This is a genomic window from Streptomyces sp. CWNU-52B (assembly GCF_047444975.1).
GTDB lineage: Bacteria > Actinomycetota > Actinomycetes > Streptomycetales > Streptomycetaceae > Streptomyces.
On the sequence record NZ_JBLFJV010000011.1, the window covers coordinates 77629 to 100596 of the forward strand.

General features: G+C 71.1%; 19 protein-coding genes and 1 pseudogene. 7 read left to right on the forward strand and 13 right to left on the reverse strand.

Annotated features, from left to right (window positions below; all coding sequences use genetic code 11):
• The first annotated feature begins 18 nt into the window (after positions 1–18).
• The gene (locus tag ACLVWQ_RS13455; RefSeq protein WP_414108733.1) at positions 19–600 is read left to right on the forward strand and encodes a hypothetical protein; all 582 of its coding nucleotides are present in this window, start codon (positions 19–21) and stop codon (positions 598–600) included.
• A 100-nt stretch (positions 601–700) separates the two neighbouring features.
• On the opposite strand, the gene ACLVWQ_RS13460 is transcribed toward ACLVWQ_RS13455, so the two are convergent.
• The 3 genes from ACLVWQ_RS13460 to ACLVWQ_RS13470 all read right to left on the reverse strand — a co-directional run bounded on the left by ACLVWQ_RS13460 (position 701) and on the right by ACLVWQ_RS13470 (position 6371).
• Positions 701–2041, reverse strand: a complete 1341-nt coding sequence (locus tag ACLVWQ_RS13460) for an esterase-like activity of phytase family protein (RefSeq protein WP_414108734.1) — start codon at positions 2039–2041, stop codon at positions 701–703.
• A 152-nt stretch (positions 2042–2193) separates the two neighbouring features.
• A complete protein-coding gene (locus tag ACLVWQ_RS13465) occupies positions 2194–3465 on the reverse strand; it encodes an SWF or SNF family helicase (RefSeq protein WP_414108736.1) in 1272 nt (423 codons plus the stop codon).
• Positions 3462–6371, reverse strand: coding sequence for a DEAD/DEAH box helicase (locus ACLVWQ_RS13470; RefSeq protein WP_414108737.1), 2910 nt, complete (start codon positions 6369–6371; stop codon positions 3462–3464). Before ACLVWQ_RS13470 ends, ACLVWQ_RS13465 begins: the two co-directional genes overlap by 4 nt.
• A gap of 265 nt (positions 6372–6636) precedes the next feature.
• On the opposite strand from ACLVWQ_RS13470, the gene ACLVWQ_RS13475 reads away from it, so the two are divergent.
• Positions 6637–7680, forward strand: coding sequence for a fatty acid desaturase family protein (locus ACLVWQ_RS13475; protein ID WP_414108739.1), 1044 nt, complete (start codon positions 6637–6639; stop codon positions 7678–7680).
• Between the two features lie 103 nt (positions 7681–7783).
• Entirely contained in the window at positions 7784–7966 is a 183-nt protein-coding gene (locus tag ACLVWQ_RS13480; protein ID WP_414108740.1) for a hypothetical protein, read from the forward strand.
• 154 nt (positions 7967–8120) lie between these two features.
• Here ACLVWQ_RS13480 and ACLVWQ_RS13485 read toward each other — a convergent pair whose 3' ends face one another.
• The 4 genes from ACLVWQ_RS13485 to ACLVWQ_RS13500 all read right to left on the reverse strand — a co-directional run bounded on the left by ACLVWQ_RS13485 (position 8121) and on the right by ACLVWQ_RS13500 (position 10889).
• The gene (locus tag ACLVWQ_RS13485) at positions 8121–9014 is read right to left on the reverse strand and encodes a hypothetical protein (protein WP_414108741.1); all 894 of its coding nucleotides are present in this window, start codon (positions 9012–9014) and stop codon (positions 8121–8123) included.
• Between the two features lie 229 nt (positions 9015–9243).
• On the reverse strand, positions 9244–9561 hold the full coding sequence (locus tag ACLVWQ_RS13490; RefSeq protein WP_414108742.1) for a hypothetical protein: 318 nt from the start codon (positions 9559–9561) through the stop codon (positions 9244–9246).
• Positions 9562–9702: 141 nt separating this feature from the next.
• Positions 9703–10302: a class I SAM-dependent methyltransferase gene (locus tag ACLVWQ_RS13495; RefSeq protein WP_414108743.1), complete on the reverse strand. Its 600-nt coding sequence runs from the start codon at positions 10300–10302 to the stop codon at positions 9703–9705.
• 158 nt (positions 10303–10460) lie between these two features.
• The gene (locus ACLVWQ_RS13500; protein WP_414108745.1) at positions 10461–10889 is read right to left on the reverse strand and encodes a PPOX class F420-dependent oxidoreductase; all 429 of its coding nucleotides are present in this window, start codon (positions 10887–10889) and stop codon (positions 10461–10463) included.
• Between the two features lie 95 nt (positions 10890–10984).
• On the opposite strand from ACLVWQ_RS13500, the gene ACLVWQ_RS13505 reads away from it, so the two are divergent.
• Positions 10985–11398, forward strand: coding sequence for a roadblock/LC7 domain-containing protein (locus ACLVWQ_RS13505; protein WP_414108746.1), 414 nt, complete (start codon positions 10985–10987; stop codon positions 11396–11398).
• A 125-nt stretch (positions 11399–11523) separates the two neighbouring features.
• A pseudogene (locus ACLVWQ_RS13510) lies at positions 11524–12522 on the forward strand (DUF6397 family protein); the annotation flags it as partial.
• Between the two features lie 369 nt (positions 12523–12891).
• On the opposite strand, the gene ACLVWQ_RS13515 reads toward ACLVWQ_RS13510, so the two are convergent.
• Complete coding sequence (locus ACLVWQ_RS13515; protein ID WP_414108748.1) at positions 12892–13764, reverse strand: acyl-CoA thioesterase; 873 nt, start codon at positions 13762–13764, stop codon at positions 12892–12894.
• 19 nt (positions 13765–13783) lie between these two features.
• Positions 13784–16297 (reverse strand): DEAD/DEAH box helicase, encoded by a 2514-nt coding sequence (locus ACLVWQ_RS13520; protein WP_414108749.1) that lies wholly within the window; start codon positions 16295–16297, stop codon positions 13784–13786.
• Between the two features lie 145 nt (positions 16298–16442).
• Here ACLVWQ_RS13520 and ACLVWQ_RS13525 point away from each other — a divergent pair, with 145 nt between their 5' ends.
• On the forward strand, positions 16443–17237 hold the full coding sequence (locus ACLVWQ_RS13525) for a metal-dependent hydrolase (RefSeq protein WP_414108751.1): 795 nt from the start codon (positions 16443–16445) through the stop codon (positions 17235–17237).
• A gap of 167 nt (positions 17238–17404) precedes the next feature.
• Here ACLVWQ_RS13525 and ACLVWQ_RS13530 read toward each other — a convergent pair whose 3' ends face one another.
• The 4 genes from ACLVWQ_RS13530 to ACLVWQ_RS13545 all read right to left on the reverse strand — a co-directional run bounded on the left by ACLVWQ_RS13530 (position 17405) and on the right by ACLVWQ_RS13545 (position 21999).
• The gene (locus ACLVWQ_RS13530; protein ID WP_414108752.1) at positions 17405–17689 is read right to left on the reverse strand and encodes a type B 50S ribosomal protein L31; all 285 of its coding nucleotides are present in this window, start codon (positions 17687–17689) and stop codon (positions 17405–17407) included.
• Between the two features lie 73 nt (positions 17690–17762).
• Entirely contained in the window at positions 17763–18233 is a 471-nt protein-coding gene (locus tag ACLVWQ_RS13535) for a DUF5709 domain-containing protein (RefSeq protein ID WP_414109047.1), read from the reverse strand.
• A 164-nt stretch (positions 18234–18397) separates the two neighbouring features.
• On the reverse strand, positions 18398–20188 hold the full coding sequence (locus ACLVWQ_RS13540; protein WP_414108753.1) for an ABC transporter ATP-binding protein: 1791 nt from the start codon (positions 20186–20188) through the stop codon (positions 18398–18400).
• Positions 20185–21999 carry an ABC transporter transmembrane domain-containing protein gene (locus tag ACLVWQ_RS13545; protein WP_414108754.1) on the reverse strand — a complete coding sequence of 605 codons (1815 nt, stop codon included), beginning with the start codon at positions 21997–21999 and terminating at the stop codon, positions 20185–20187. Before ACLVWQ_RS13545 ends, ACLVWQ_RS13540 begins: the two co-directional genes overlap by 4 nt.
• A gap of 188 nt (positions 22000–22187) precedes the next feature.
• On the opposite strand from ACLVWQ_RS13545, the gene ACLVWQ_RS13550 reads away from it, so the two are divergent.
• Positions 22188–22931, forward strand: coding sequence for a hypothetical protein (locus ACLVWQ_RS13550; RefSeq protein WP_414109048.1), 744 nt, complete (start codon positions 22188–22190; stop codon positions 22929–22931).
• Positions 22932–22968 lie beyond the last annotated feature (37 nt).

The following is a 22968-nucleotide window of genomic DNA, read 5'->3' on the forward strand; positions in this document are numbered from 1 at the left end:
CTCCTGCTCCTGCTGGGCGTGATCCTGGCGATCGGCGTGATCTCCGCCGTCGTGCTCGTGGCCACCGGAGGCGACGGCTCGTCGGACAAGAAGCCGCCGGCGGAGAGCAGTTCCGCCACGGGACGGCTGCCGTCGCCCTCACTGAGCCTGCCGTCGCAGCTGCCGAGCGAACTGCCCTCCCTGCCGTCGGGAGTGCCGTCCGAGGTGCCCAGTGGTCTGGAATCGCTGCTCCCGTCGCTCGCGAGCGACGAAGTGCCCTACTACATGCTGCGCACCGGTGACTGCTTCGACGTCGACGACAGCCGTCCGGGCCAGGCGGTGAAGCGCTCGTGCGACGGGGCGCACGACGCCGAGGTCGTGACGGTCACCGAACTGGAAGGCGCGTACAAGACCGATGCCGCCCTCAAGAAGGCGGCATCGGACCTCTGTCGGAAACCCCTGGACACCAAGGCGGCCGAGCAGCCCGCCGACACCGTGGGCGGCACCCTGGTGCAGTACCCCGATCCCGCGGGCTTCGAGGTCGGCATCGACAACGTCGCCTGCAGCCTGGCCGCGGACATCGGTGCGGGGAACGGCAAGCTCACCGAGCCCTTGAAGTGAGCACACACGCGCGCGCGTCAACGAGCGATCCCACGTGACGAGGGATTCACGTGATCCACGCGCGCGTGGAGGGCGAGAGCGCCGGGTGGGGGGCGTCCGATCAGATCCCGTGCGGCAGGTGTACGTACGTCACGGTGGTCTCGACACCGCTGTCCACCAGGCGTCCCCGCGCGTCGAACGCCCCTGTCCCGTCGGTCATCCCGAAGTCGTTGTCGTTGATGAGGGCGAGCGTGTCACGGTCCACGCGCGCGACGCCCTCGATCTTCCCGGGTACGCCCTTCACCTTGCCGAGGTCGACGACAAGACGCTTGCGCAGCACGGGGACACCGGATGCCGCGGGATCCTCCGACTGCTCCAGGGACGGCGACGTCGTGCTGTCGTCCCACTTGTCCCCGAGGATGTCCGCCCCGCGGCTGAGCTTCACGACCTGCAACCGAGCGGCCTTGTCGGTGCGCTCCTCGACCAGCAGCCGGTCGCGGCCCACGGCCACCACGGAGGAGATCTTCAGCTCGGACGTGTCGTCCTCGCCGGGGTCGACCACGCCCACCGGGTCGAACCGGTACGCGTACTCGGCGGTCACGGCCTGCTTCTTCGTCGAGAAACGCAGCAGACGCGTGGTCAGCGACGCCTCACCCGCATCCGTGTCCGGCAGGGACAGCGGGCTCTGCACGGCCAGCACCAGGTCCCCGCCGGGCAGCTGTGCGAGCCCCTCGAAGCCCCGGTTGATCTTCCGGTGCAGCAGAACCGCCGGCAGCGCCTCGACCACCGGGTAGCCCGCGCCGGTCAGGTCCAGCCCCTTCGGGACGTACCGGGTGAGTACCTTCCCGCGCGCGGAGACGTGGACCAGCGAGGGTCCGTACTCGTCCACGAGCCAGAAACTGCCGTCCTCGGCACGTACGATCCCCTCGGTGTCCAGACCGTTCGGGTCGAACGAGAGCGGCGTCCCCGCGTCGTAGGAGTACGGCGCCTCGTCGCGTCCCTCCTGGTTGGACAGACCGGTGACGGGCCTGCCCGACGTGGTGGTGATCGGGATCGCGTCCAGCACCTTCACCGTGTCGCCGGACACCCGGACCCTCACGATCGCCGGGTCGAAGCCGGGTACGGGAAACGTACGGCGCTTCTCGCCGTCCACCTTGATCTGACCGTTGGGCCCGCGGTCCGTGACGGTCCAGAACTCTCCCTTGCGGCCTGCCGGGTAGATGTCGCTCCCGATGCCGCCGAGATCCACGCCCCGGTCGTCGGCCACGGTGCCCGGCAGCAAACCGTTGCTGAACGTGCCGAGCGGCAGGTCGCCGAGCGTCGCGGAACCCGTGACCCGCGCCTCGGCGGAGGGCGCGCCGACCGCGGGGCCCGCGACCGCGAGCGCGGCCAGTACGGCGAGCGGCACGCCCACGGCGACGGAACGGTGGGCACGGCGGCGGCCTACGGCGTACGGGGACATGGAGCCTCCTGGGACACAAGTTCGATGACAGCCGCAAGATTTCGCCCTCGCATCGAACGGCGCACGGCCGACGGGTGAACACCGGGAGTCCAGCGCTCATCCGGTGAGGGCGAGTCCCACCCTGACCGCCCCTACCGACCCGCCGCCCGAGGTCACTTCTGTCCCTCGGCCAGGGCCAGGGCCGTCGCCGGGTCCTGCGACGCAGGGCCGACGGGACTCCAGCGGCCTCGCTGTTTGCGGTACGGCCACCAGCGGCCGTCCGGGCCCAGACGGAGCTGAGCCTGTCCGCCGGCCAGGGTCCAGCGGTTGCGGGACGCGCGCAGTACGGGCCGCTCGCCCTCCTCCCAGGCCGACTCCAGGGCGGCACGCGCGCGTGCGAGCGTTTCCGACCCCGCCGACCCGTCCGCCTCCAGTACGTCGAGTGCGGGCGCGCCCCCGTACTCCCAGGCGCGCACCGCGAGCGCCAGACCCTCGCGGTCACGCCCCGAGCCTTCCGCGAGTCTGGCGGCCACCGAGGACTCCGGCCCACCGGACGCCAGCCGCACGGCATCCTGCCCGGACGTCAGTTCGGCCTCCACGGCGCGCTGTTCGTGGCCAGGCCTGAGCGCCTCGGTGAGCAGCCGGTGCGCCTCGCGGGCGGCCTGCGCCGCCAGGAACTCCAGCGCGGCCGGGTCGACGCCGGGAGCGGGAGCGGTCTCCGTGTCGAGCGAGGGCGGCAGGCCGGGTTCCGCGGGCACGGCGGGTGCCTCCGGCAGCGGCGGCAGTATGTTGCCCGCCGCGTACGCCTCGGCGGCGTCCACGCCCTCGTACGTCTCCTCCCGCGTCGTGTCGGTCTCGGCGGCCCGGGGGACGCTGCGCGTCTGCAGCTCGTCGAGGAGCTCGCGCTCACCGCGGCCGCGCAGCAGGAGCAGCACGAACGGATCCTGGTCGAGGAGCCGTGCCAGCTGGTAGCAGAGCGCGGTGGTGTGGCGGCAGTGGTCCCACGCGTCGCAGTCGCACTGCGCCTCCAGATCGCCCAGCCCCGGCAGGAGTTCGACACCGGCGTTCGCCGCGTCCTCGACCAGATGCGGTGGCATCTCACGGTCCAGGAGTGCCGCGATGTGCCCCGCCCGCTCGGCGGCCATGTCCAGGAACCGGTCCCACTGTTCCTCGGACAGCTCCTGCAGCAGGACGTCGGAGCGGTGCGTGCTGCGGTCGCGGTCCTGGACCACCGCGGTGACGCGCCCGGGGCGCACCGACACGGCGCCCACGGCTCCCGCGCGTGCCAGCTGCCGCCCCGTCTTCAGCTGCCCCGAGTCCAACGCGGCGTCCTCCAGCGACTTGAGCCAGGCCTGTCCCCACCAGGTCCGGGCGAAGCCCCGGCCGTGCGCGGGCGGCAGAGCGGCGAAGGTGCGCTCCGGAACGTTCTCGTACGGATCGCTCATCGGGCGCCTCCTCGCAGTTCGACCAGGTCGGCCAGCTGGGCGTCGGTCAGTTCGGTGAGGGCCGACTCCTCGGATCCCAGTACCGCGTCCGCCAGCGCCCGCTTGCGCGACAGCATGTCGGCGATACGGTCCTCGATCGTCCCCTCGGCGATCAGCCGGTGCACCTGGACCGGCCGTGTCTGGCCGATGCGGTACGCGCGGTCGGTGGCCTGGGCCTCGACGGCGGGGTTCCACCAGCGGTCGTAGTGCACGACATGCTCGGCCCGCGTCAGGTTCAGACCCGTACCCGCGGCCTTCAACGACAACAGGAAGACGGGCACCTCGCCGTCCTGGAAGCGCTGCACCATGGCCTCACGCGCGGGGACGGGCGTACCTCCGTGCAGGAACTGGGAGGCCACCCCGCGCGCGCTCAGATGGCGTTCGATCAGACGGGCCATGCGCACGTACTGCGTGAAGACCAGGACACAGGCCCCCTCGGAGAGGATCGTGTCGAGCAACTCGTCCAGCAGCTCCAGCTTGCCGGAGCGTCCGGCGATCTTCGGCCGGTCCTCCTTGAGGTACTGCGCCGGGTGGTTGCAGATCTGCTTGAGTCCGGTGAGGAGCTTCACGATCAGCCCGCGCCGCGCCATGCTGCCGGCGCCCGCGATCTCCGCGAGGGTCTCGCGCACCACGGCCTCGTAGAGCCCCGTCTGCTCCTTGGTGAGTGACACGGCGCGATCGGTCTCCGTCTTCGGCGGGAGCTCCGGTGCGATGCCGGGATCGGTTTTGCGGCGACGCAGGAGGAACGGCCGTACGAGCTGGGCTAGCCGGTCCGCCGCTCCCGGATCCTGCCCGCCCTCGACGGCCTTCGCGTACTGGTTGCGGAACGTGCCGAGCCGGCCCAGCAGGCCCGGTGTCGTCCAGTCGAGGATCGCCCACAGTTCGGAGAGGTTGTTCTCCACCGGAGTGCCGGTGAGCGCCACGCGCGCGCGTGCGTCGATCGTGCGCAACTGCCGGGCCGTGTCCGAATAGGGGTTCTTCACGTGCTGCGCCTCGTCCGCCACGACCATGCCCCATGACGCGTCCGCCAGGCGCGCCGTGTCGAGCCGCATGGTCCCGTAGGTGGTGAGGACGAACTCGCCGGCGGTGAGACCCTCCAGGCTGCGTCGCGCGCCGTGGAAACGGCGGACGGGAGTGCCCGGAGCGAACCTCTCGATCTCGCGCTGCCAGTTGCCCATGAGGGACGTCGGACACACGACGAGTGTCGGTCCGGCGGCGGAGACGTCGCTCTGGCGGTGCAGATGCAGCGCGATGAGTGTGATCGTCTTGCCGAGCCCCATGTCGTCGGCGAGACAGCCGCCCAGCCCCAGGGACGTCATCCGGGCCAGCCAGTTGAGCCCCCGCAGCTGGTAGTCGCGCAGGGTCGCCGCCAGTGCCTCCGGCTGCCCGACAGGTTCCTGCGCCTCCGGGTCCGACAGATGGTCCCGGAGGGTCTCCAGCCATCCGGTGGGTCGCACCTCGACCCGTCGCCCGTCGACCTCCGTGGAGCCCGTGAGAACGGCACTCAGCGCGTCGACGGGTGTCAGCTTGCGGTCCTGCTGGTCACGGGCGCGGCGCACCTCCTGCGGGTCGACGAGGACCCACTGGTCCCGCAGGCGCACCATGGGGCGGTTCGCCTCGGCGAGCCGGTCCAGCTCCTCACGCGTCAACTGCTGGTCGCCCAGCGCGAACCACCAGGTGAAGGTCAGCAGGGCGTCGGCGGACAGGAAGGACGGCGAGTCCGAGACCGGTCCGCTCGCGCCCTGCCCGTCGTCCGGCGGCCCGATGACCGCACGGGCCGTCAGCTTGGGTGCCAGTTCCCTGGGCCAGTGCACCTCCACACCGGCTGCCGTGAGTGCTCGTGCTCCCTCGCCCAGGAGTTCGGTGACGTCCTCGTCGGCGAGTTCGACCGAATCGGGCACGGTCGCGGACAGCAGGGGAGCCAGCGGGGTCCAGGCTCGGGCGGCACGGCGCAGGGCGAGCAGGGCGTCCATCCGCGCGCGCGGGCCGAAGGCCGGGCTCGAACCGCCCCACACCTCGGCCGCGTCCGCCAGCAGGGCCGGATCGCTGACGCTGTGCAGTTGCAGGACCGCGCGGAACGGCAGCCGGTTCTCGTCCGACACCGCCGACGTGAGGCCCGGCACCTCGACGCGCAGCGAGATGCGTACCCCGGCGTCGTGTCCGGCCGCGACATCGGCCGCCCAGGCGCGGTGCTCGGGTACATGCTGCGGGGCGGGGGCGGCGAAGGCCGGACCGCCCGCGGCCAGGGGAGCGGCGGGGGAGCGGGGCAGCGTGTCGGCGACGGCGTCGAGGAAGGCGCGCAGCAGCCACTCGGGATCGGGCAGCCGCAGCGGTTCGGACTCGTCGAGGGGGACCGCGTGGGCGTACGGCGGCATCGCGGCGGCCAGCTCACGGATCCGCTCCACGTCCCGCGCGCCCAGAGGTCCCGCGCGCCACGCGTCGTGATCGCCGGCGCTCAGACCGGGCAGCAGCAGCCCGCGTGCGGCCAGTTGGAGCGCGAGCACGGCCGCGGCACCCCAGAAGGCGGTCGCCCCGTGAGGCTGGGCGGCGCCACGCGCGCGTGTGAGGACCGGGAGCGCGGCCCGCACCGGCAGGACCACGGCCGGCACCCGCACCGATTCGACCGCGGACTGCTCGGCGCGGCTGCGCTCGACACCTTCCGCACCGCCTTCTTCGGCACCTGCCGTGCGGGGAAGGACGACGGTCAGTTCCCGGGCAGAGCCCGAGCCGACGGCCGGAGGCTCCTCGCCGTCGGGCAGCCAGAAGGCGACGCCGCCCGTGCGGGCCGGGTCGGCGGGGACGAACACGGCGCGGCAACGGGCCAGTTCGGAGATCTCGGAGGGAGTGGGGGCAGGAATCCTCTGCACAGCGATGACTGCGTTCCTCAAATTTGACTACCAGGGGTCGCGGTCGCCGAGGATACGGCACGTCCAGAGATGCGCCAAATGCCCGAGCGGTGATCTGAGTCACCTTCCGCTGCGGAGTGGCGCCAGGTCCACCCCGCGGTCGAGTTGTCCCCCGTCCGGACCCGGGTGGTGGCGCCATGGTCGCGCGAGGCGCCGGTCCATACGTTCTTACAGGTCGGCTCGTCGCCCGCGCACCCTGCTTCCTTCAGAGATCCGGAGTCCCGCCATGCCCGAAACCACCGCAGCCCTCGCGGAGCCGCCTTCCAGGGTCGCTGCCGCCAGCGAGTTCACCCCGCTCCTGCGCACCGTCAGAGGGCAGGGACTTCTGGACCGTCGACAGGGCTGGTACGCGCTCACCGTCGCCGGCAACGCCCTGGCCCTGGCAGCCGTCGTTACGGGCATCGTCCTGATCGGCCACTCCTGGTGGGTGCTGTCGCTGGCCCCGGTGCTGGCCGTGCTGTGCGCCCGCACGGCCTTCATCGGCCACGACGCGGGCCACTCCCAGATCAGTGGCAGCCGGCGGGCGGGGCGCGTGATCGGACTCGTCCACGGGAATCTGCTCCTCGGGATGAGCTACGGATGGTGGAACACCAAACACAACCGCCATCACGCCAACCCCAACCACATCGACAAGGACCCCGACGTCAAAGCCGACGTACTGGTGTTCACCCGTGGGCAGACGGTGGAGCGCACCGGTTTCCGGCGCTGGCTCACCCGCCATCAGGCATGGCTCTTCTTTCCGCTCACGCTTCTCGAAGGCGTCGCCCTGAAGGTCCACAGCTTCCAGGACCTGCGCAGGCAGCCTCCTCGTGAACGTCCGGTGGAGGCCTTCCTGCTGACCGCGCACCTCGCCGCGTACGGGACTCTGCTCCTGGGCTCCATGCCCCTCGGTACGGCACTCGTCTTCGCGGCCGTCCATCAGGCGCTCTTCGGACTGCACCTGGGCATGGCCTTCGCGCCGAACCACAAGGGCATGGAGATGCCCGACCCCGACGGCGAGGGGTGGGGGCACCTCCGCCGCCAGGTGCTGACCTCGCGCAACGTCCGTGGCCGGATCCTGACAGACTGGTTCCTCGGCGGTCTCAACTACCAGATCGAGCATCATCTGTTCCCCAGCATGCCCCGCCCGCACCTGAAGCTCGCCCGGCCCCTGGTGCGCGCTCACTGCCGGGAGTTGGGTGTCCCTTACGCGGAGACGGGTCTCATGGACTCCTACCGCCAGGCCCTGCGGTACATGTACGAGGTCGGGGAGCCCCTCAGGGTCGAGTAGGGGCCGCACCTCAGGGTTGTATCAGGGGCGCGGTCGGAACCGCAGGGAGCACGGGTCCGTTCTCAGAACAGAGAGCGGCAGTGGCCGCTAAGGAGGCTGGCACATGTCAAGGAACGCGAAGATAGCCGTCGGGGGTGTCGCGGTCGGCATCATCCTGCTCGTCTGGCTGCCCTGGTGGGCCGCCCTGCTGATCGTCCTGGGCGTTCCCGCGGCGGCGTATCTGACCCTGGACCCCTCGCAGCGCCGCAGGCTGCGCCGTGTCGGGCGCAAGGAGCTCGGTCGCTGACGCGCCCCATCCGGGTCGGTTTCCCCTGCAGAGCACAGGAGCCCACGTCGCCGCTCACGGGCCTGCCGCTGAGGCGGTCCGAGGACGGCGACGTGCCCTCTTGAGCCTGACCCTGGTCACATTGAAGCCCGGCCCCGGCCAGGGCTCGCCGGGCTCAGTTCGGGCGTACGGCCATCTTGTCCAGAGCCTCCAGCAGGCTGGGCAGCTCGGGGCCGCGGCCGACCGGAAGGATCTCCCCGGGTTTCTCGTCGAGCAGCACGAAGGCGATGTCGTCGGTCCGCGCCACCATCGACCAGCCGGGCCCGTCCGCCCGGAGTGTCCGTGCGTCCCCCGGTGCGAAGGACGAGCGGACGCGGCCGAGCGGCGGAGGCGCGGCCACGTACGAGTGCGCTTCGGCGAGGACACGCCGGACACCGTTGAGCGGCTTCCGTTCGCCCGCTGTGCCCTCTGCGCCCTCGTCCGAGTCTGCGTCCCGCTCTCCGTCCCCGTCGCGCTGGGCCGATTCGTCGCTCGGGGCGGTCGTCCCGGCGGTCGAACCGGCGAACTCGCTCTCGTCGACCTGTTCACGCCAGGCAGCCCACTGGAGGGCGATCTCGTCCGCGCCGAGGCGCCGCTGAGCGGCACCCCAGACAGACGCGTCCGGCGGGCACAGCGGCGCCTGCTCCGCGATGTCGGGCGAGGGATCGTGCGGGGCGGGCACACCGGGCGCCGCGACCGCCACGGCGAGCGGCCACCCGGGCAGCGCCGCCACCATCGTGCGATCGTCCGGCGACAGGTCGTACTCCATGCCGCAGTCCCAGGAGGAGATGGCGACGGCCACCAGTGAGACGTCGTCGATGACGACGGTCCACCGGGCTCCGTCACCGTCCTGGCCCAGTACGAGGCCGTACCCGTCGGCCAGGGGTGGGAGACCGAGTGCCGCGCAGGCCTCGGGGTAGTCGTCGCCCAGCACGCTGGGGAACTGCGCCGGCGTCAACAGCACCGCCGTCAGCACATACAGTGCGTCGTCGTCCCCGGTGGCGACGGCCTCATCGTCCGTCCCGGCCATCCCAGCCTCCCCATCGCTACATCCGTCGGCGCACCCTAATGCGCGTCCGCGGCCGTTGTCACGGGTCCGGAACGAGCGAGGAACCGGGAATGTCGTCCTGTACGAGGGCGAAACGGCCACCTGCGGTGGCACTCATTCCGCTTTCTCCTCCGGCTCGGGTCCACCGTCCCGCCGGGGGTGAGGCGCGTCGAGACACGGAGCGGCAGCGGCCGCCCCGCTTCTCGTCGGCTCAGACGACCGGCAGGCCGAGGAGCGTCCGGGCCACCACTGTGGGCGACTCGTCGCGTTCCCGCGCGAGTGCGATGACGGCGCGGCACGCCAACTCGGTCACGCCGAACGAGAGAGCCTCCGGCGACACCCAGGTCACGGCCTCGTCGACCCCGTCCTGGTCGTCCTCGGCGCCCGCCGCCACGTAGGCCGCCGCGGCTTCGAACAGGTTGTGCGTCTGCTTCTTGGGACGAGGCTCTGCCGATGGCACAGGGCGCTGCGAATCAGCCGGCCGCGGGCGTGCGAGGAGCTTCCAGAGTCTGGTCAGCGTGCCGGACATTCGGGCCACCCTCTCCCGTGTGCTGTTTCATCGGTCATCGCCCAGCTGTCTCCCCTCAACGTAGAGTTGAAGCTTCGGCATCAGAAGAGGAGCGGTGCCGTGGAAAGCTCTGGGCGGCCGGAAGGCCCTACGGGGTGTGTCTCAGGGGCGGCGCACGGCCAGCGCGAGGAACCGGGCGTCCTCGTCCACGTACGACGTCATCCGCCAGCCGGAGGCGGACAGGAGCGGGCCGAGGTTGGTCTCCGCCCGTAGGTCGTCCGGTGTGATCTGCCGCCGCTGGCGGGCCGCGAGGGCGGCCCGTCCGATGGGGTGGAAGAGTGCCAGGACCCCGCCGGGCCGTACGACCCGCGCCAACTCCCGCAGGTTCTCGGCGGGGTCCGGAAGATGCGCGACGAGCCCGGCCGCGAAGACGGCGTGGAGCGACTCCGTGCGCAGCGGCAGCCGTGACACGTCGGCAAGGAGCAACTGCCCGGCCCGGTCACGGCCCGACCGTGCCGCGGCCTCCAGCATGGCCGGTGTCAGGTCCGCGCCGAGGACCACACCGGAGGGCCCCACGGCGCCCCTGAGGGGCGGCAGGGCCCGTCCCGTGCCGCAGCCCGCGTCGAGCACCCGGTCGCCCTCCCGCAGCCCCAGCTCGGAGACGGCCGCCGCGTACGCCGGGCCGTCGTCGGGGAACCGGTTGTCCCAGTCGGCCGCGCGGGCCGAGAAGAAGTCCTGGACATGCGTGTGGTCGTCGCTCATGCACCGCATGATCTCGCATCGCATCCCGGGCGACATGGTCGAACGCCGACGCGGAGCACGGCACCACGCGCGTCAGCGGTGTCGGCTGTGCCGGGTGCCGGGTGCCGGGTGCCGGGTGCCGGGTGCCGGGTGCCGCGTGGCGGGTGGTGCCGGTTCGTTCAGTCGGAGACCGAGGCTTCCGCGAGCACCTTCTCGATCCTCACGCGTACGACGAGTTCGCCGGGCACGCCGTTGCGGGCCGCGAACTCCTCGGCGCGCTCCTCGCCCATGTACCGGCCACCGATCCGCCCGGCCCAGAGCCGGACGTCGTCGACGTCCTCCGAGATCCGGGCACGTCCCTGCAGGACGACGTACGCGTACGGAGGCCGGTCGTCGTCCACACACAGGGCGACCCGGCCGTCCCGGGCCAGGTTGCGCCCCTTGACGGTGTCCTTCCCCGTGTTGAAGACCAGGTCGTCCCCGTCGAGCACGAACCAGATCGGTGCCACGTGGGGGCGTCCGTCGGCCCGGACGGTCGACAGCTTGCCGGTGCGGGTTCCGTGTGACACGAACGCCCGCCATTCCTCATCGGTCATCTTGTGCGCCATGCCCCTATCCTCCTTGCCCGGACGGCAACGGTGGGGAAGGCTGGTCGATCGGATCCTCCGGCCGGGGGGAGCCACACATTACGGGGAGACGGATCATGGCTGAGAACCCGGGACTTGACTGGCTGCTCGACGATCTGACCCAGCGTGTCGAGCACATACGACACGCACTGGTGCTGTCCAACGACGGGCTGGTGACCGGTGCGAACACAGCTCTGAGACGAGAGGACGCCGAACACCTCGCCGCCGTCTCCTCGGGCTTACACAGCCTGGCCAAGGGCTCGGGCCGGCACTTCGGCGCGGGCCGCGTCCGCCAGACCATGATCGAGTTCGACGACGCGGTGCTCTTCGTCACGGCGGCCGGCACCGGCAGCTGTCTGTGTGTGCTCAGTGCGGCGGAGGCCGACATCGGCCAGATCGCGTACGAGATGACGCTGCTCGTCAATCGTGTCGGCGAGCATCTCCACATCGATCCCCGACAGCCGGAGCACTCACCCGCCGTGGACGGCTGACCTGCGCCGACGGCGTCGCGATCGAGGTTATCCACAGGCCCGGCGCGAGGAGTGGCGGACCGGCTACGGTTTTTCCCGAAGCAAGCGAAACGCAAGCGCACACCGCTGCACGGGGGAGAACCGCCATGTCCCACAGCACCATCACGCAGTCCGTCAAGTCTGCCAGGTCCGCCACGTCCGTCCTCTCCGGCTCGAACGATCCCGCCGACGCCGGGGGTACTTCCGCTGCCACCGCCTCCACCGCTGTCGTGGCCGTCGCTCCGGCGTCGCCACGGACGCTCGCGCAGGCCCGAGCCGCCCGGGAGCTGGGGCTCAAGCGAGGCGAGCTCGACCTCGCCGTTCGGCTCGGGCGTATCCGCACGGTGCCTGACGAGGGCGGCGGAGGCCGTCGCGTCACCCGGGCGGAGATTGACAGGGTGAGGTCCGAGGAAGGCTTCCCGGAGACCCTGCGGGAACGTGTCAAAGCGGTCGGCACCTCACAGGGCGCGGCCCTCATGGAGGTCACGACCGCCCGGTTCACCCGCTTCGCCCGGCTGGGCCTCGTCGTTCCCGTCAAGTTCTACCTGAACCGCTACCGAGCCGTGGTGTGGCTGTATCTGGCCGAGGAACTGCGGCAGTTCGCGGAAGACGAGCAGCACGCGCCCCTGCTGAACGGCCGCGTCCCCGAGGGACTGCGCGACCAGTTGGCCGCGGGCCTGGATCTCCGGGCCCGGAACTGGCGAGGCCGGCACCTCGGCTCGCTGCTTCGCCTGACCGAGGATCCATGGGCACGTGCCGCGGCTGTGGCGTCGCTGCTCGACCCCGTCCAGGTCGCCGAGATCGTGACCGATCCCTACGAGCGCACCTACATGGACCGATACCGGCCCGACCGGAGCGAGCCCGGTGCGCCCGATTCGCCGGCCGCTCTCGTCACCGCCCGGATCATGACAGCGGTGGATCCGGACGAGATCGGCTGGCTCCGGGCCGACTTGGCGAACGGGCTGGAGGAGGCACGCGACAACCGGCCCGCACCACGGCCGACGACGAAGCCGGAGAATCCGTATGTACGCCACGACCGGTCGGGCCCGCTCGCGGAGCACCGGCCGGAGACCGAGCATCGACGTCCTGCCGAACTACGGAACCCCGCCGAACCACGGAAACCCACCGAACCCTCCGAATCACGGAAACCCACCGAACTGCGGAAGTGCACCGCACTGAGCAAGCCCGTCGCACCGCGGCGATCGGCCGAACCGCAGCACCCGGCCGACGTACGACGACCCCGCGACGGACGGCGACCGGCCGGTGTACGGCGACCGGGCGAGCCGCGACGCTCGACCGTGCCGCGGCACCCCACCGAAGTACATCGCCCCGCCGAGGCACGGCACCTGGCCGACGTGCGACGGCCGACCCAGGCTCCACGATCCGGCGAGGCCCGGCACGGGACGGACGAACCGGAGCGCCCCAGGGGCCTCTTCGGCTGGCTGCGACGCAGAAACCCCTGACACGACCCGTCGTCAGCCCTCGAGCTTGCGGAAGAGTCCCTCCTGGACGACGGAAACCAGCAGGCGTCCCTCCCGGTCGTAGATACGGCCACGGGCCAGCCCCCGGCCGCCGGTGGCGATCGGAGACTCCTGGTCGTACAGGAACCACTCGTCGGCGCGGAACGGCCGGTGGAACCACATCGCGTGGTCCAGGGAGGCCATGTCGAAACCGCGCCGGCCCCAGAGCGGTTCCACCGGGATGCGGACGGCGTCCAGGAGGGTCATGTCGCTCGCATAGGTGAGCGCGCAGGTGTGGACCAGCGGGTCGTCACCCAGGGGGCCGACGGCGCGCATCCACACGGCGCTGCGCGGCTCGGCGCCCTCGATCTCCTCGGGAGTCCAGCGCAGCCGGTCCGCGTAGCGGATGTCGAAGGGCTGGCGCCGGGCCATGCGCTCCAGTGACTCGGGGAGCGCGCCCAGATGTTCCTTGACCTCCTCGGCGACGCTCGGGAGCGAATCGGGGTCCGGGACGTCACGGGCAGGCGGCAGCTGGTGCTCGAAGCTCCCTTCCTCAGGCAGGTGAAAGGAGGCGGTCAGATTGAAGATCGTGCGGCCCTGCTGCACACCGGTGACGCGGCGCGTGGTGAACGACCGCCCGTCCCGTACCCGTTCGACCTGGTACACGATGGGCACGCCGGGCCGGCCCGGACGCAGGAAGTACGCGTGCAGCGAGTGCACGGGCCGCTCCGGGTCCGTGGTGCGGCCGGCGGCGACGAGGGCCTGGCCCGCCACCTGTCCGCCGAAGACCCGCTGCAGGGACTCCTGCGGGCTGCGGCCACGGAAGATGTTGACCTCGATCTGCTCCAGGTCGAGCAGATCGACGAGCCGTTCCGCTGGATTCGTCATGTGTCGCGTTCTCCTGTGCTCACAGCTGGCCGACGGCGGTGACCTTGACGATGGCGCGTCCCTCGGCGTCGGAGGCCACGAGGTCGACCTCCGCGCTGATACCCCAGTCATGATCGCCGTTCGGGTCGGCGAAGGCCTGGCGGACCCGCCACAGACCGTTCTGCGGCTCCTCCTCGATGAGCAGGAGCTTGGGGCCGCGCGCGTCCGGGCCTGTGCCGAGGTCGTCGTACTCGTCCCAGTAGAGGTCCATCGCCTCGCCCCAGGCGTCGGCGTCCCAGCCGGCCTCGGCGTCCATCTCGCCGAGTTCCCGGACGTGGTCGAGCGCGGCGAGCTCGACGCGCCGGAACATGGCGTTGCGGACGAGGACCCGGAAGGCACGCGCGTTGGCCGTGACCGGCTTGACCTGGTCGGCCCTCTCCTGGGCCTCCTCCGCCGTCATCACCTCGGGGTTGGCGAGCTGCTCCCACTCGTCGAGGAGGCTGGAGTCGACCTGCCGCACCATCTCGCCCAGCCAGGCGATCAGGTCCTCCAGGTCCTCCGACTTGAGATCGTCCGGGACGGTGTGGTCAAGGGCCTTGTAGGCGCTCGCCAGGTAGCGGAGCACGATGCCCTCGGTGCGGGCGAGCTCGTAGTTGGACACGAACTCCGTGAAGGTCATGGCCCGTTCGTACATGTCGCGGATGACGGACTTGGGGGAGAGCGGATGGTCGCCCACCCACGGGTGGCTCGTGCGGTAGGTGTTGTACGCGTGGGCGAGCAACTCCTCCAGCGGCTTGGGGTACGACACGTCCTGGAGCCGCTCCATGCGGTCCTCGTACTCGACACCGTCCGCCTTCATCGCGGCCACCGCTTCGCCGCGGGCCTTGTTCTGCTGGGCGGCGAGGATCTGCCGCGGGTCGTCCAGCGTGGACTCCACGACGGACACCATGTCCAGGGCGTACGAAGGGGATTCGGGGTCCAGGAGCTCGAAGGAGGCGAGAGCGAAGGTCGACAGCGGCTGGTTGAGGGCGAAGTCCTGCTGCAGGTCGACGGTGAGACGCACGGTGCGGCCTTCGGCGTCCGGCGTGTCCAGTTTCTCCACGACCCCGCCGTCGAGGAGCGAGCGGTAGATGGCGATCGCCCGCTTGATGTGCCGCACCTGCTGCTTGCGCGGCTCGTGATTGTCCTCCAGCAGATGCCGCATCGCCGCGAAGGCGTTGCCGGGCCGTGCGATCACGGACAGAAGCATCGTGTGGGTGACCCGGAAGCGCGAGGTCAGCGGTTCGGGATCGGACGAGATCAGCTTCTCGAACGTGCTGTCCGACCAGCCGACGAACCCTTCCGGAGCCTTCTTGCGCACCACCTTGCGACGTTTCTTCGGATCGTCGCCCGCCTTGGCGAGGGCCTTCTCGTTCTCCACCACATGCTCGGGGGCCTGCGCCACGACAAAGCCCGCCGTGTCGAAGCCCGCCCGGCCGGCTCGGCCCGCGATCTGGTGGAACTCCCGCGCGCGCAGCGTCCTCACCCGCGTGCCGTCGTACTTCGCCAGAGCGGTGAACAGCACGGTGCGGATGGGCACGTTGACGCCGACGCCGAGCGTGTCCGTACCGCAGATCACCTTCAACAGACCGGCCTGCGCCAGCTTCTCCACCAGGCGGCGGTACTTGGGCAGCATGCCGGCGTGGTGCACCCCGATGCCGTGCCGTACGTAACGGGAGAGGTTGCGGCCGAACTTGGTGGTGAACCGGAAGTTGCCGATCAGCTCGGCGATCTGGTCCTTCTCCTCACGCGTGCACATGTTGATGCTCATCAGCGCCTGCGCGCGCTCCACGGCCTGCGCCTGGGTGAAGTGCACGATGTAGACGGGCGCCTGCCGCGTCTCCAGGAGCTCGGTGAGCGTCTCGGTGAGCGGCGTCAGCCGGTACTCGTAGGAGAGCGGGACCGGACGGGTCGCCGAGCGGACCACCGAGGTGGGACGGCCGGTCCGCCGGGTCAGATCCTCCTCGAACATGGAGACGTCGCCGAGCGTCGCCGACATCAGGATGAACTGCGCCTGTGGCAGTTCGAGGATCGGGATCTGCCAGGCCCAGCCGCGATCGGCCTCGGCGTAGAAGTGGAACTCGTCCATCACGACCTGGCCGACGTCGGCACGCTTGCCGTCGCGCAGCGCGATCGACGCCAGGACCTCGGCGGTGCAGCAGATGACGGGGGCGTCGGCGTTCACCGACGCGTCGCCGGTCAGCATGCCGACGTTCTCGGTGCCGAACATCTTGCACAGCTCGAAGAACTTCTCCGAGACGAGCGCCTTGATCGGTGCCGTGTAGAAGGTGACCTCGTCCCGGGCGAGCGCCGCGAAGTGCGCACCCGCGGCGATCATGCTCTTGCCGGACCCGGTGGGGGTCGAGACGATCACGTTCGCACCCGAAACCACCTCGATCAGCGCCTCCTCCTGGTGGGGATAGAGGGTGAGACCGCGTTCCCCGGCCCACGACTCGAAGGCTTCGTAGAGGGCGTCGGGATCTGCGGTCTTCGGCAGCTGATCGATAAGGGTCACACCCCCATCTTGCCTGTCATCCCACCCGATGAGGGAATCGGCTGCGGGGCCGAAGATCACGAACGCTACGCTGTGTCGCCGACCCGGTGTCAGTTCACCCGGGCAACTGGCTGTCAGTACAAGAGGAATGGGGCGGGGCACGGCCATGATGGGACCAGCACACTCACTGTCGGGGGCCGCGGCCTGGCTGGGCGTGGGGGCGGCCGCGGCCGCCTCCGGCCACACGATGCCCTGGCCGGTCCTGCTGACCGGCGCGCTGATCTGCGCGGGCGCCGCGCTGGCGCCGGATCTGGACCACAAGGCGGCCACCATCTCGCGGGCCTTCGGTCCCATATCCCGGGGTCTGTGCGAGATCGTCGACAAGCTTTCGTACGCCGTCTACAAGGGGACGAGGAAGCCTGGCGACCCGCGCCGTTCCGGAGGGCATCGCACCCTCACCCACACCTGGCTGTGGGCGGTGCTGATCGGCGGTGGGGCCTCGGCCATCGCGATCACGACGGACCGCTGGGGGGTGCTGGCACTTCTGTTCGTGCACATGGTGCTCGCCATCGAAGGGTTGCTCTGGCGGGCGACGCGTGGTTCCAGCGCCGACGTCCTGGTCTGGCTGCTGGCCGCGACGAGTGCCTGGATCATCGCGGGAGTGCTGGACGAGCCGGGCAACGGCGCGGGCTGGCTGTTCACGGAGCCCGGCCAGGAGTACCTGTGGCTGGGACTGCCGATCGTCCTCGGCGCGCTGGTGCACGACATCGGGGACGCGCTGACGGTGTCCGGCTGCCCGATACTGTGGCCGATCCCGATCGGCCGCAAGCGCTGGTACCCCATCGGGCCGCCCAAGGCGCTGCGGTTCCGGGCGGGCAGCTGGGTGGAGCTGAAGGTGCTGATGCCCGTGTTCATGGTGCTGGGCGGCGTGGGCTGCGCGGCGGCGCTCAACTTCATCTGAGGGACCGCGGTCCACATGCTGTAGCTGTAGCTGTAGCTGTAGCTGTAGCTGTAGCTGTAGCTGTAGCTGTAGCTGTAGCTGTAGCTGTAGCTGTAGCTGTAGCCGTAGCCGTAGCCGTAGCCGTAGCCGTAGCTGTCGGCTGCCGGGACGCGTTCGTCCCGGCGGGGTCACTTCGCGTCGTCGCCGCTCGGCGCCTTGTCCTGGCCCCCGCCGGCGCCGTACCGCTTCTCGAAGCGGGCGACCCGCCCCTCCGTGTCCACCGTCCTGGCCTTGCCCGTGTAGAAGGGGTGGCTCTCCGAGGAGATCTCCACGTCCACGACGGGGTACGTCCGGCCGTCGTCCCACTCGATGGTCTGGTCGCTGGCCGCGGTGGACCGGGTCAGGAAGGCGTACCCGGCGGCGCGGTCCCGGAAGACGACGGAGTGGTAGTCGGGGTGCTTGTCCTGCTGCATGAGTGCTCCTTGCCTGAGGGCTTGCCTGGGGGAGGGGTGCGCGGACAGGTCAGGGGAGAAGAAGAGGACGGGGTCAGCCGGACGGGGAGTCCTCGTCCACGATGTGCATGGCGGCCTCCTCCGCCGACGCGGCCGCTCCGTCGATGCCGACGTCGGTGGCGATCAGTCCGCTCTCCTCGTCCTCGTGCGCGCCTTCGTCGGGGGCCACCAGACGTCCGGAGCGCAGAGCGCCCACTTCGTTGTCCAGGGGTTCTCCGTCCGAGTCGGGGCAGTCCCCTATTCCGTCGCCGTCGGGGGTCGCGAGGTCCGGGACTTCTTCCGCGAGACGTTCGTCGAGACTCTCTCCGTGGTGCCGCTCGGCAGCTGTCACGTCGTTGCGTTCCACCGCCCAGGGACGTTCCGGAGGCGACCAGCCCCGGTCCAGCGGGTCGCTCACGCCGTCGGTCTCCAGCGTGTCCTCGGCGTCCAGCAGCCCGCTGTCGTCCTGAACCTCGGATCCGTCGGGCTGGTAGACGTCGTCTCCCCATCCGTCGGCGCTGTCCACAGGTACCTCCAGATGGTGCGGGCCGGTGCCGACCTCCACACTTCCACCCCTCTTCGGCACCGCGCAACGGCACGGAGCCCGGCCCGGCCGCACGTGGGTCCCTCGCGGACCCCGGCCCGCGCGGGCCGGGACCACACGGGTCAGGCCGAGCCGGTGAGGCCGGCTCACCCGTGCCAGGACCGCCACAGCGCCGCGTACGCGCCGTCCGCGGCGACCAGCTGGTCATGGCTGCCGAGCTCGCTGATCCGGCCGTTCTCGACGACGGCGATGATGTCCGCGTCGTGGGCGGTGTGCAGCCGGTGGGCGATGGCGACCACCGTGCGGCCGTCCAGGACACGGGCCAGGGAGCGTTCCAGGTGCCGGGCCGCCCGCGGGTCGAGGAGCGAGGTGGCCTCGTCCAGGACCAGCGTGTGCGGGTCGGCGAGCACCAGGCGGGCGAGCGCGATCTGCTGGGCCTGGGCCGGCGTGAGCGCGACACCGCCCGAGCCGACCTCGGTGTCGAGACCGTCGTCCAGCGCCCGCGCCCAGCCGTCGGCGTCGACCGCGCCGAGGGCTGCCCACAATTCGGCGTCGTCGGCACCCGTTCGGGCGAGGAGCAGGTTGTCGCGCAGGGCGCCCACGAACACGTGGTGCTCCTGGTTGACGAGCGCCACATGGGTGCGGACCCGTTCCGCCGACATGTGGGAAAGTTCCGCGCCGCCCAGGGTGACGGTGCCGGTGCGGGGTGCGTAGATCCCGGCGAGCAACCTGCCCAGCGTGGACTTGCCCGCGCCGGACGGGCCCACCAGGGCCAGCCGGGTGCCGGGTGCGACCTCCAGGGAGACCTTGCGCAGCACGTCGACGCCCGCCCGGTAGCCGAAGTGCACCCCCTCGGCGTGCACGTCACGCCCGTCGGGGGCCAGCGACCCGTCCCCCGCGTCCGGTTCGATGTCGCGGACGCCCACAAGACGGGCCAGCGACACATGGGCCACCTGGAGCTCGTCGTACCAGCGCAGGATCAGGCCCACCGGGTCGACGAGCATCTGCGCGATGAGGGCGCCCGTCGTCAGCTGGCCCACTCCGATCCAGCCCTGGAGGACGAAGCAGCCGCCGATCATCAGCACCGAGCCGAGGACGGTGATGTGTGTGGCGTTGACGACGGGGAACAGCACCGACCTCAGCCACAGGGTGTACCGCTCCCAGGCGGTCCACTCCCTGACCCGTCGGTCCGACAGGTCGATGCGGCGCGCGCCCAGGCGGTGTGCCTCGACGGTGCGTCCGGCGTCCACGGTCTCGGCGAGCACGGCGGCCACGGCCGCGTAACCGGCGGCCTCGGAGCGGTAGGCCGCCCCCGCGCGCTTGAAGTACCAGCGGCAGCCGATCACCAGCACCGGGACGGCGATCAGCACGGCGGGCGCGAGCGGCGGCGCGGTCACGACCAGCCCGCCGAGCAGCAGCGCCACCCACACCACGCCGATGGCCAGCTGGGGCACGGCCTCGCGCATGGCGTTGGCCAGCCGGTCGATGTCCGTGGTGATCCGGGAGAGCAGATCGCCCGTACCGGCCCGCTCCAGGACGCCGGGCGGCAGCCCCACGGCCCGTACGAGGAAGTCCTCGCGCAGGTCGGCCAGCATCCGCTCGCCGAGCATGGCCCCGCGCAGCCGTACCTGGTGGACGAAAACGGCCTGGACGGCCAGGGCGAGGGTGAACAGCGCGACGACGCGCCCCAGGTGCAGCTCGCGAGCGGCCGCCGCACCGTCGGAGACGTGCTGGACAAGAGAGCCCAGCAGGTAGGGGCCCACCATCGAGGAGACGACGGCGACCGTGTTGACGGCGATGAGGATCAGGAGGGCCCGGCGATGCCGTTGGAACAGTTCGGCCACGTAGGCGCGTACGGTCGAGGCGGCGCCGACGGGCAGGGTCTCTGCGGTCGTCGGGGCCGCCGGGTCGTAGGCCGGTGGCGCCACGCCGATCATGCCGTCTCCTCGATCTCTTCCAGGTCTTCCAGGTCTTTCAGCGCTCGCAGGCTCAGCTCGTGCGCGGCCGCCTCGTCGTCGGTCTCACGGGTGACCACCACGCGGTACCGCGCGTCGCTGTTCAGCAGTTCGCGGTGTACGCCCACCGCCGCCACCTCGCCCTCGTGGACGAGTACGACCCGGTCCGCACGGTCCAGGAGCAGCGGCGACGAGGTGAAGACCACCGTCGTGCGTCCCTGGCGCAGCGACCGGATGCCGTCGGCGATCCGTGCCTCGGTGTGCGAGTCGACGGCGGACGTCGGTTCGTCCAGGACCAGCACCCCCGGGGAGGTGACCAGCGACCGGGCCAGGGCGAGGCGCTGGCGCTGGCCGCCCGACAGGGAGCGGCCGCGTTCGGTGATCCGGGCGTCCATCGGGTCGGCCGCGTCCAGTGCCCCCTGGGCGAGCGCGTCCAGGACGTCGCCGCACTGCGCCGCGGAGAGGGCTTCCTCGGGGCTGACGTCGCCGGAGGAGGGCACGTCGAGCAGTTCGCGCAGCGTTCCGGAGAGCAGGACCGGATCCTTGTCCTGGACGAGGACGGCGCTGCGGGCGGAGCCGAGGGGCAGCTCGTCGAGCGGCACGCCGCCGACCAGCGCCGACGGCAGCTCCGAGGAGTCCGCCGTATGACCGCCGAGCCGCTCGGCCAGCTCACCCGCGAAGTCCGGGTCACCGCACACCACGGCGGTGAGCCGGCCGGCCGGCGCGAGCAGACCGGTCGCGGGGTCGTACAGGTCCCCGGCCGGGACGACCGCCTCGAGCGTCCCCTCGCCGTCCGTGGCCCGCTCCAGCGACAGCACCCGCGCCGCGCGCTGGGCGGACGGCCGGGAGAAGGAGTACGCCATCGCGATCTCCTCGAAGTGCCGCAGCGGATAGGTGAGGATCATGACCGCGCTGTACACGGTGACCATCTCGCCGACGGTGATCCGGCCCTCGCGGGCCAGGTTCACGCCGTGCCAGACGACCGCGATCAGCAGAAGCCCCGGCAGCAGGACCTGGATCGCGGCGATCAGTGCCCACATGCGGGCGCTGCGCACGGCGGCGTGCCGGACCTGCTGCGAGGCGCGGCGGTAGCGGTCGAGGAACAGTTCCTCGCCGCCGATGCCGCGCAGCACGCGCAGACCCGCGACGGTGTCCGAGGCCAGCTCGGTGGCGTGGCCGGCCTTCTCACGCTGGAAGTCGGCGCGGCGGGTGGCCCGGGGCAGCAGCGGAAGGACCGACAGCGCAAGCAGGGGCATGCCCACGGCGACGACGACGCCGAGCGCCGGCTGGTAGACGACGAGGGCGACACAGACGAGCACGATGGTCACCGCGGCGGCCGTGAACCGCGACACGGCTTCCACGAACCAGCCGATCTTCTCCACGTCGCCCGTGGACACCGCGACGATCTCGCCGGCCGCGACGCGTCGGGTCAGCGCGGACCCCAGCAGGGCGGTCCTGCGGGCCAGCAACTGCTGGACGCGCGCGGCCGCGGTGATCCAGTTGGTGACCGCGACGCGGTGCAGCATCGTGTCGCCCAGCGCGATCCCGACTCCGCACAGCGCCATCAGCCCGCCCGCGAGGCCGAGTCGCGCACCGGAGCGGTCCACCACCGCCTGGACGGCGAAGCCGACGCAGAAGGGCAGCGCGGACACGGACACGAAGTGCAGCAGCCCCCAGAGCAGGGCTTTGAGCTGTCCGCCGAGCTGGTTGCGGCCGAGCCAGAGCAGGAACCGGGGCCCCGAGCGTGCGTCCGGCACACCCGGGTCGGGATACGGGAGGTCTTGAATCTGCATGGTGTTCCAGAGCGCTCGTTGTACGGGGCGGGGGAGGCGACAAGCTGTGACAGGTTCGCGGCGCAGTGTGTCCGCAGGCAAACGGTTTTCCGTCATGGGGCAAAGATTCGGCCCGGACCGCCCGGATATGACCGATAGGCCGAGGAGCCGGGCGCGATCGTCCGGTCCGTGGTGCGACGATGGAGGACATGCGAATGAGCGGTGCGATACGTCCGACAGCCGTGGCCGCGGTCCTGGGCGCCCTGGTGTTGCCCCTGACGGCCTGTGGCGGCTCGGACGGCGGGGGCGGGGAGAAGAGCAACGGGCAGGCCGGCGACGGGTCCCGGGCCGGACAGGCGCGCACGGTCGACCTCAAGCGCATCCCCGACGTGGGGAACACGCTGCTGAAGCAGATCCCCGCCGACTCCCGCCAGGTCGTCGCGGTCTACGGCCGGGGCAAGAACTCGGCGGACTCCACGATCGTCCTCTACACCAAGTCCGGCTCCACCTGGGACAAGACCCGCAGCTGGGAAGGGCACAACGGCAAGAAGGGCTGGACGACCGACCACCGCGAGAACGACAAGCGCAGCCCTGTCGGGGTGTTCACGCTCAGCGACTCGGGCGGCGTCCTCGCCGACCCCGGCGCCAAGCTCCCGTACACGCAGTCCGCGGGTTTCCAGGCCCCGCACTACTGGGCCAAGTCGCACTGGAACGACTTCGACTACGTCATCGCCATCGACTACAACCGCGTCAAGGGCACCTCGCCGAACGACCCGACCCGCCCCCAGGGCCAGTCCAAGGGCGGCAGCATCTGGCTGCACATGGATCACGGCAGCGGTACGTCGGCCTGTGTGAGCCTGCCCAAACCGGGCATGGAGTACCTGCTGCGCACCCTCGACCCGGACCGGAACCCGGTCGTCGTGATGGGCGACAAGGCGGACCTCAAGGCCTGACCGAGCCGGCGGCCCGAGGAGTCCGAGCGGCCAGAGG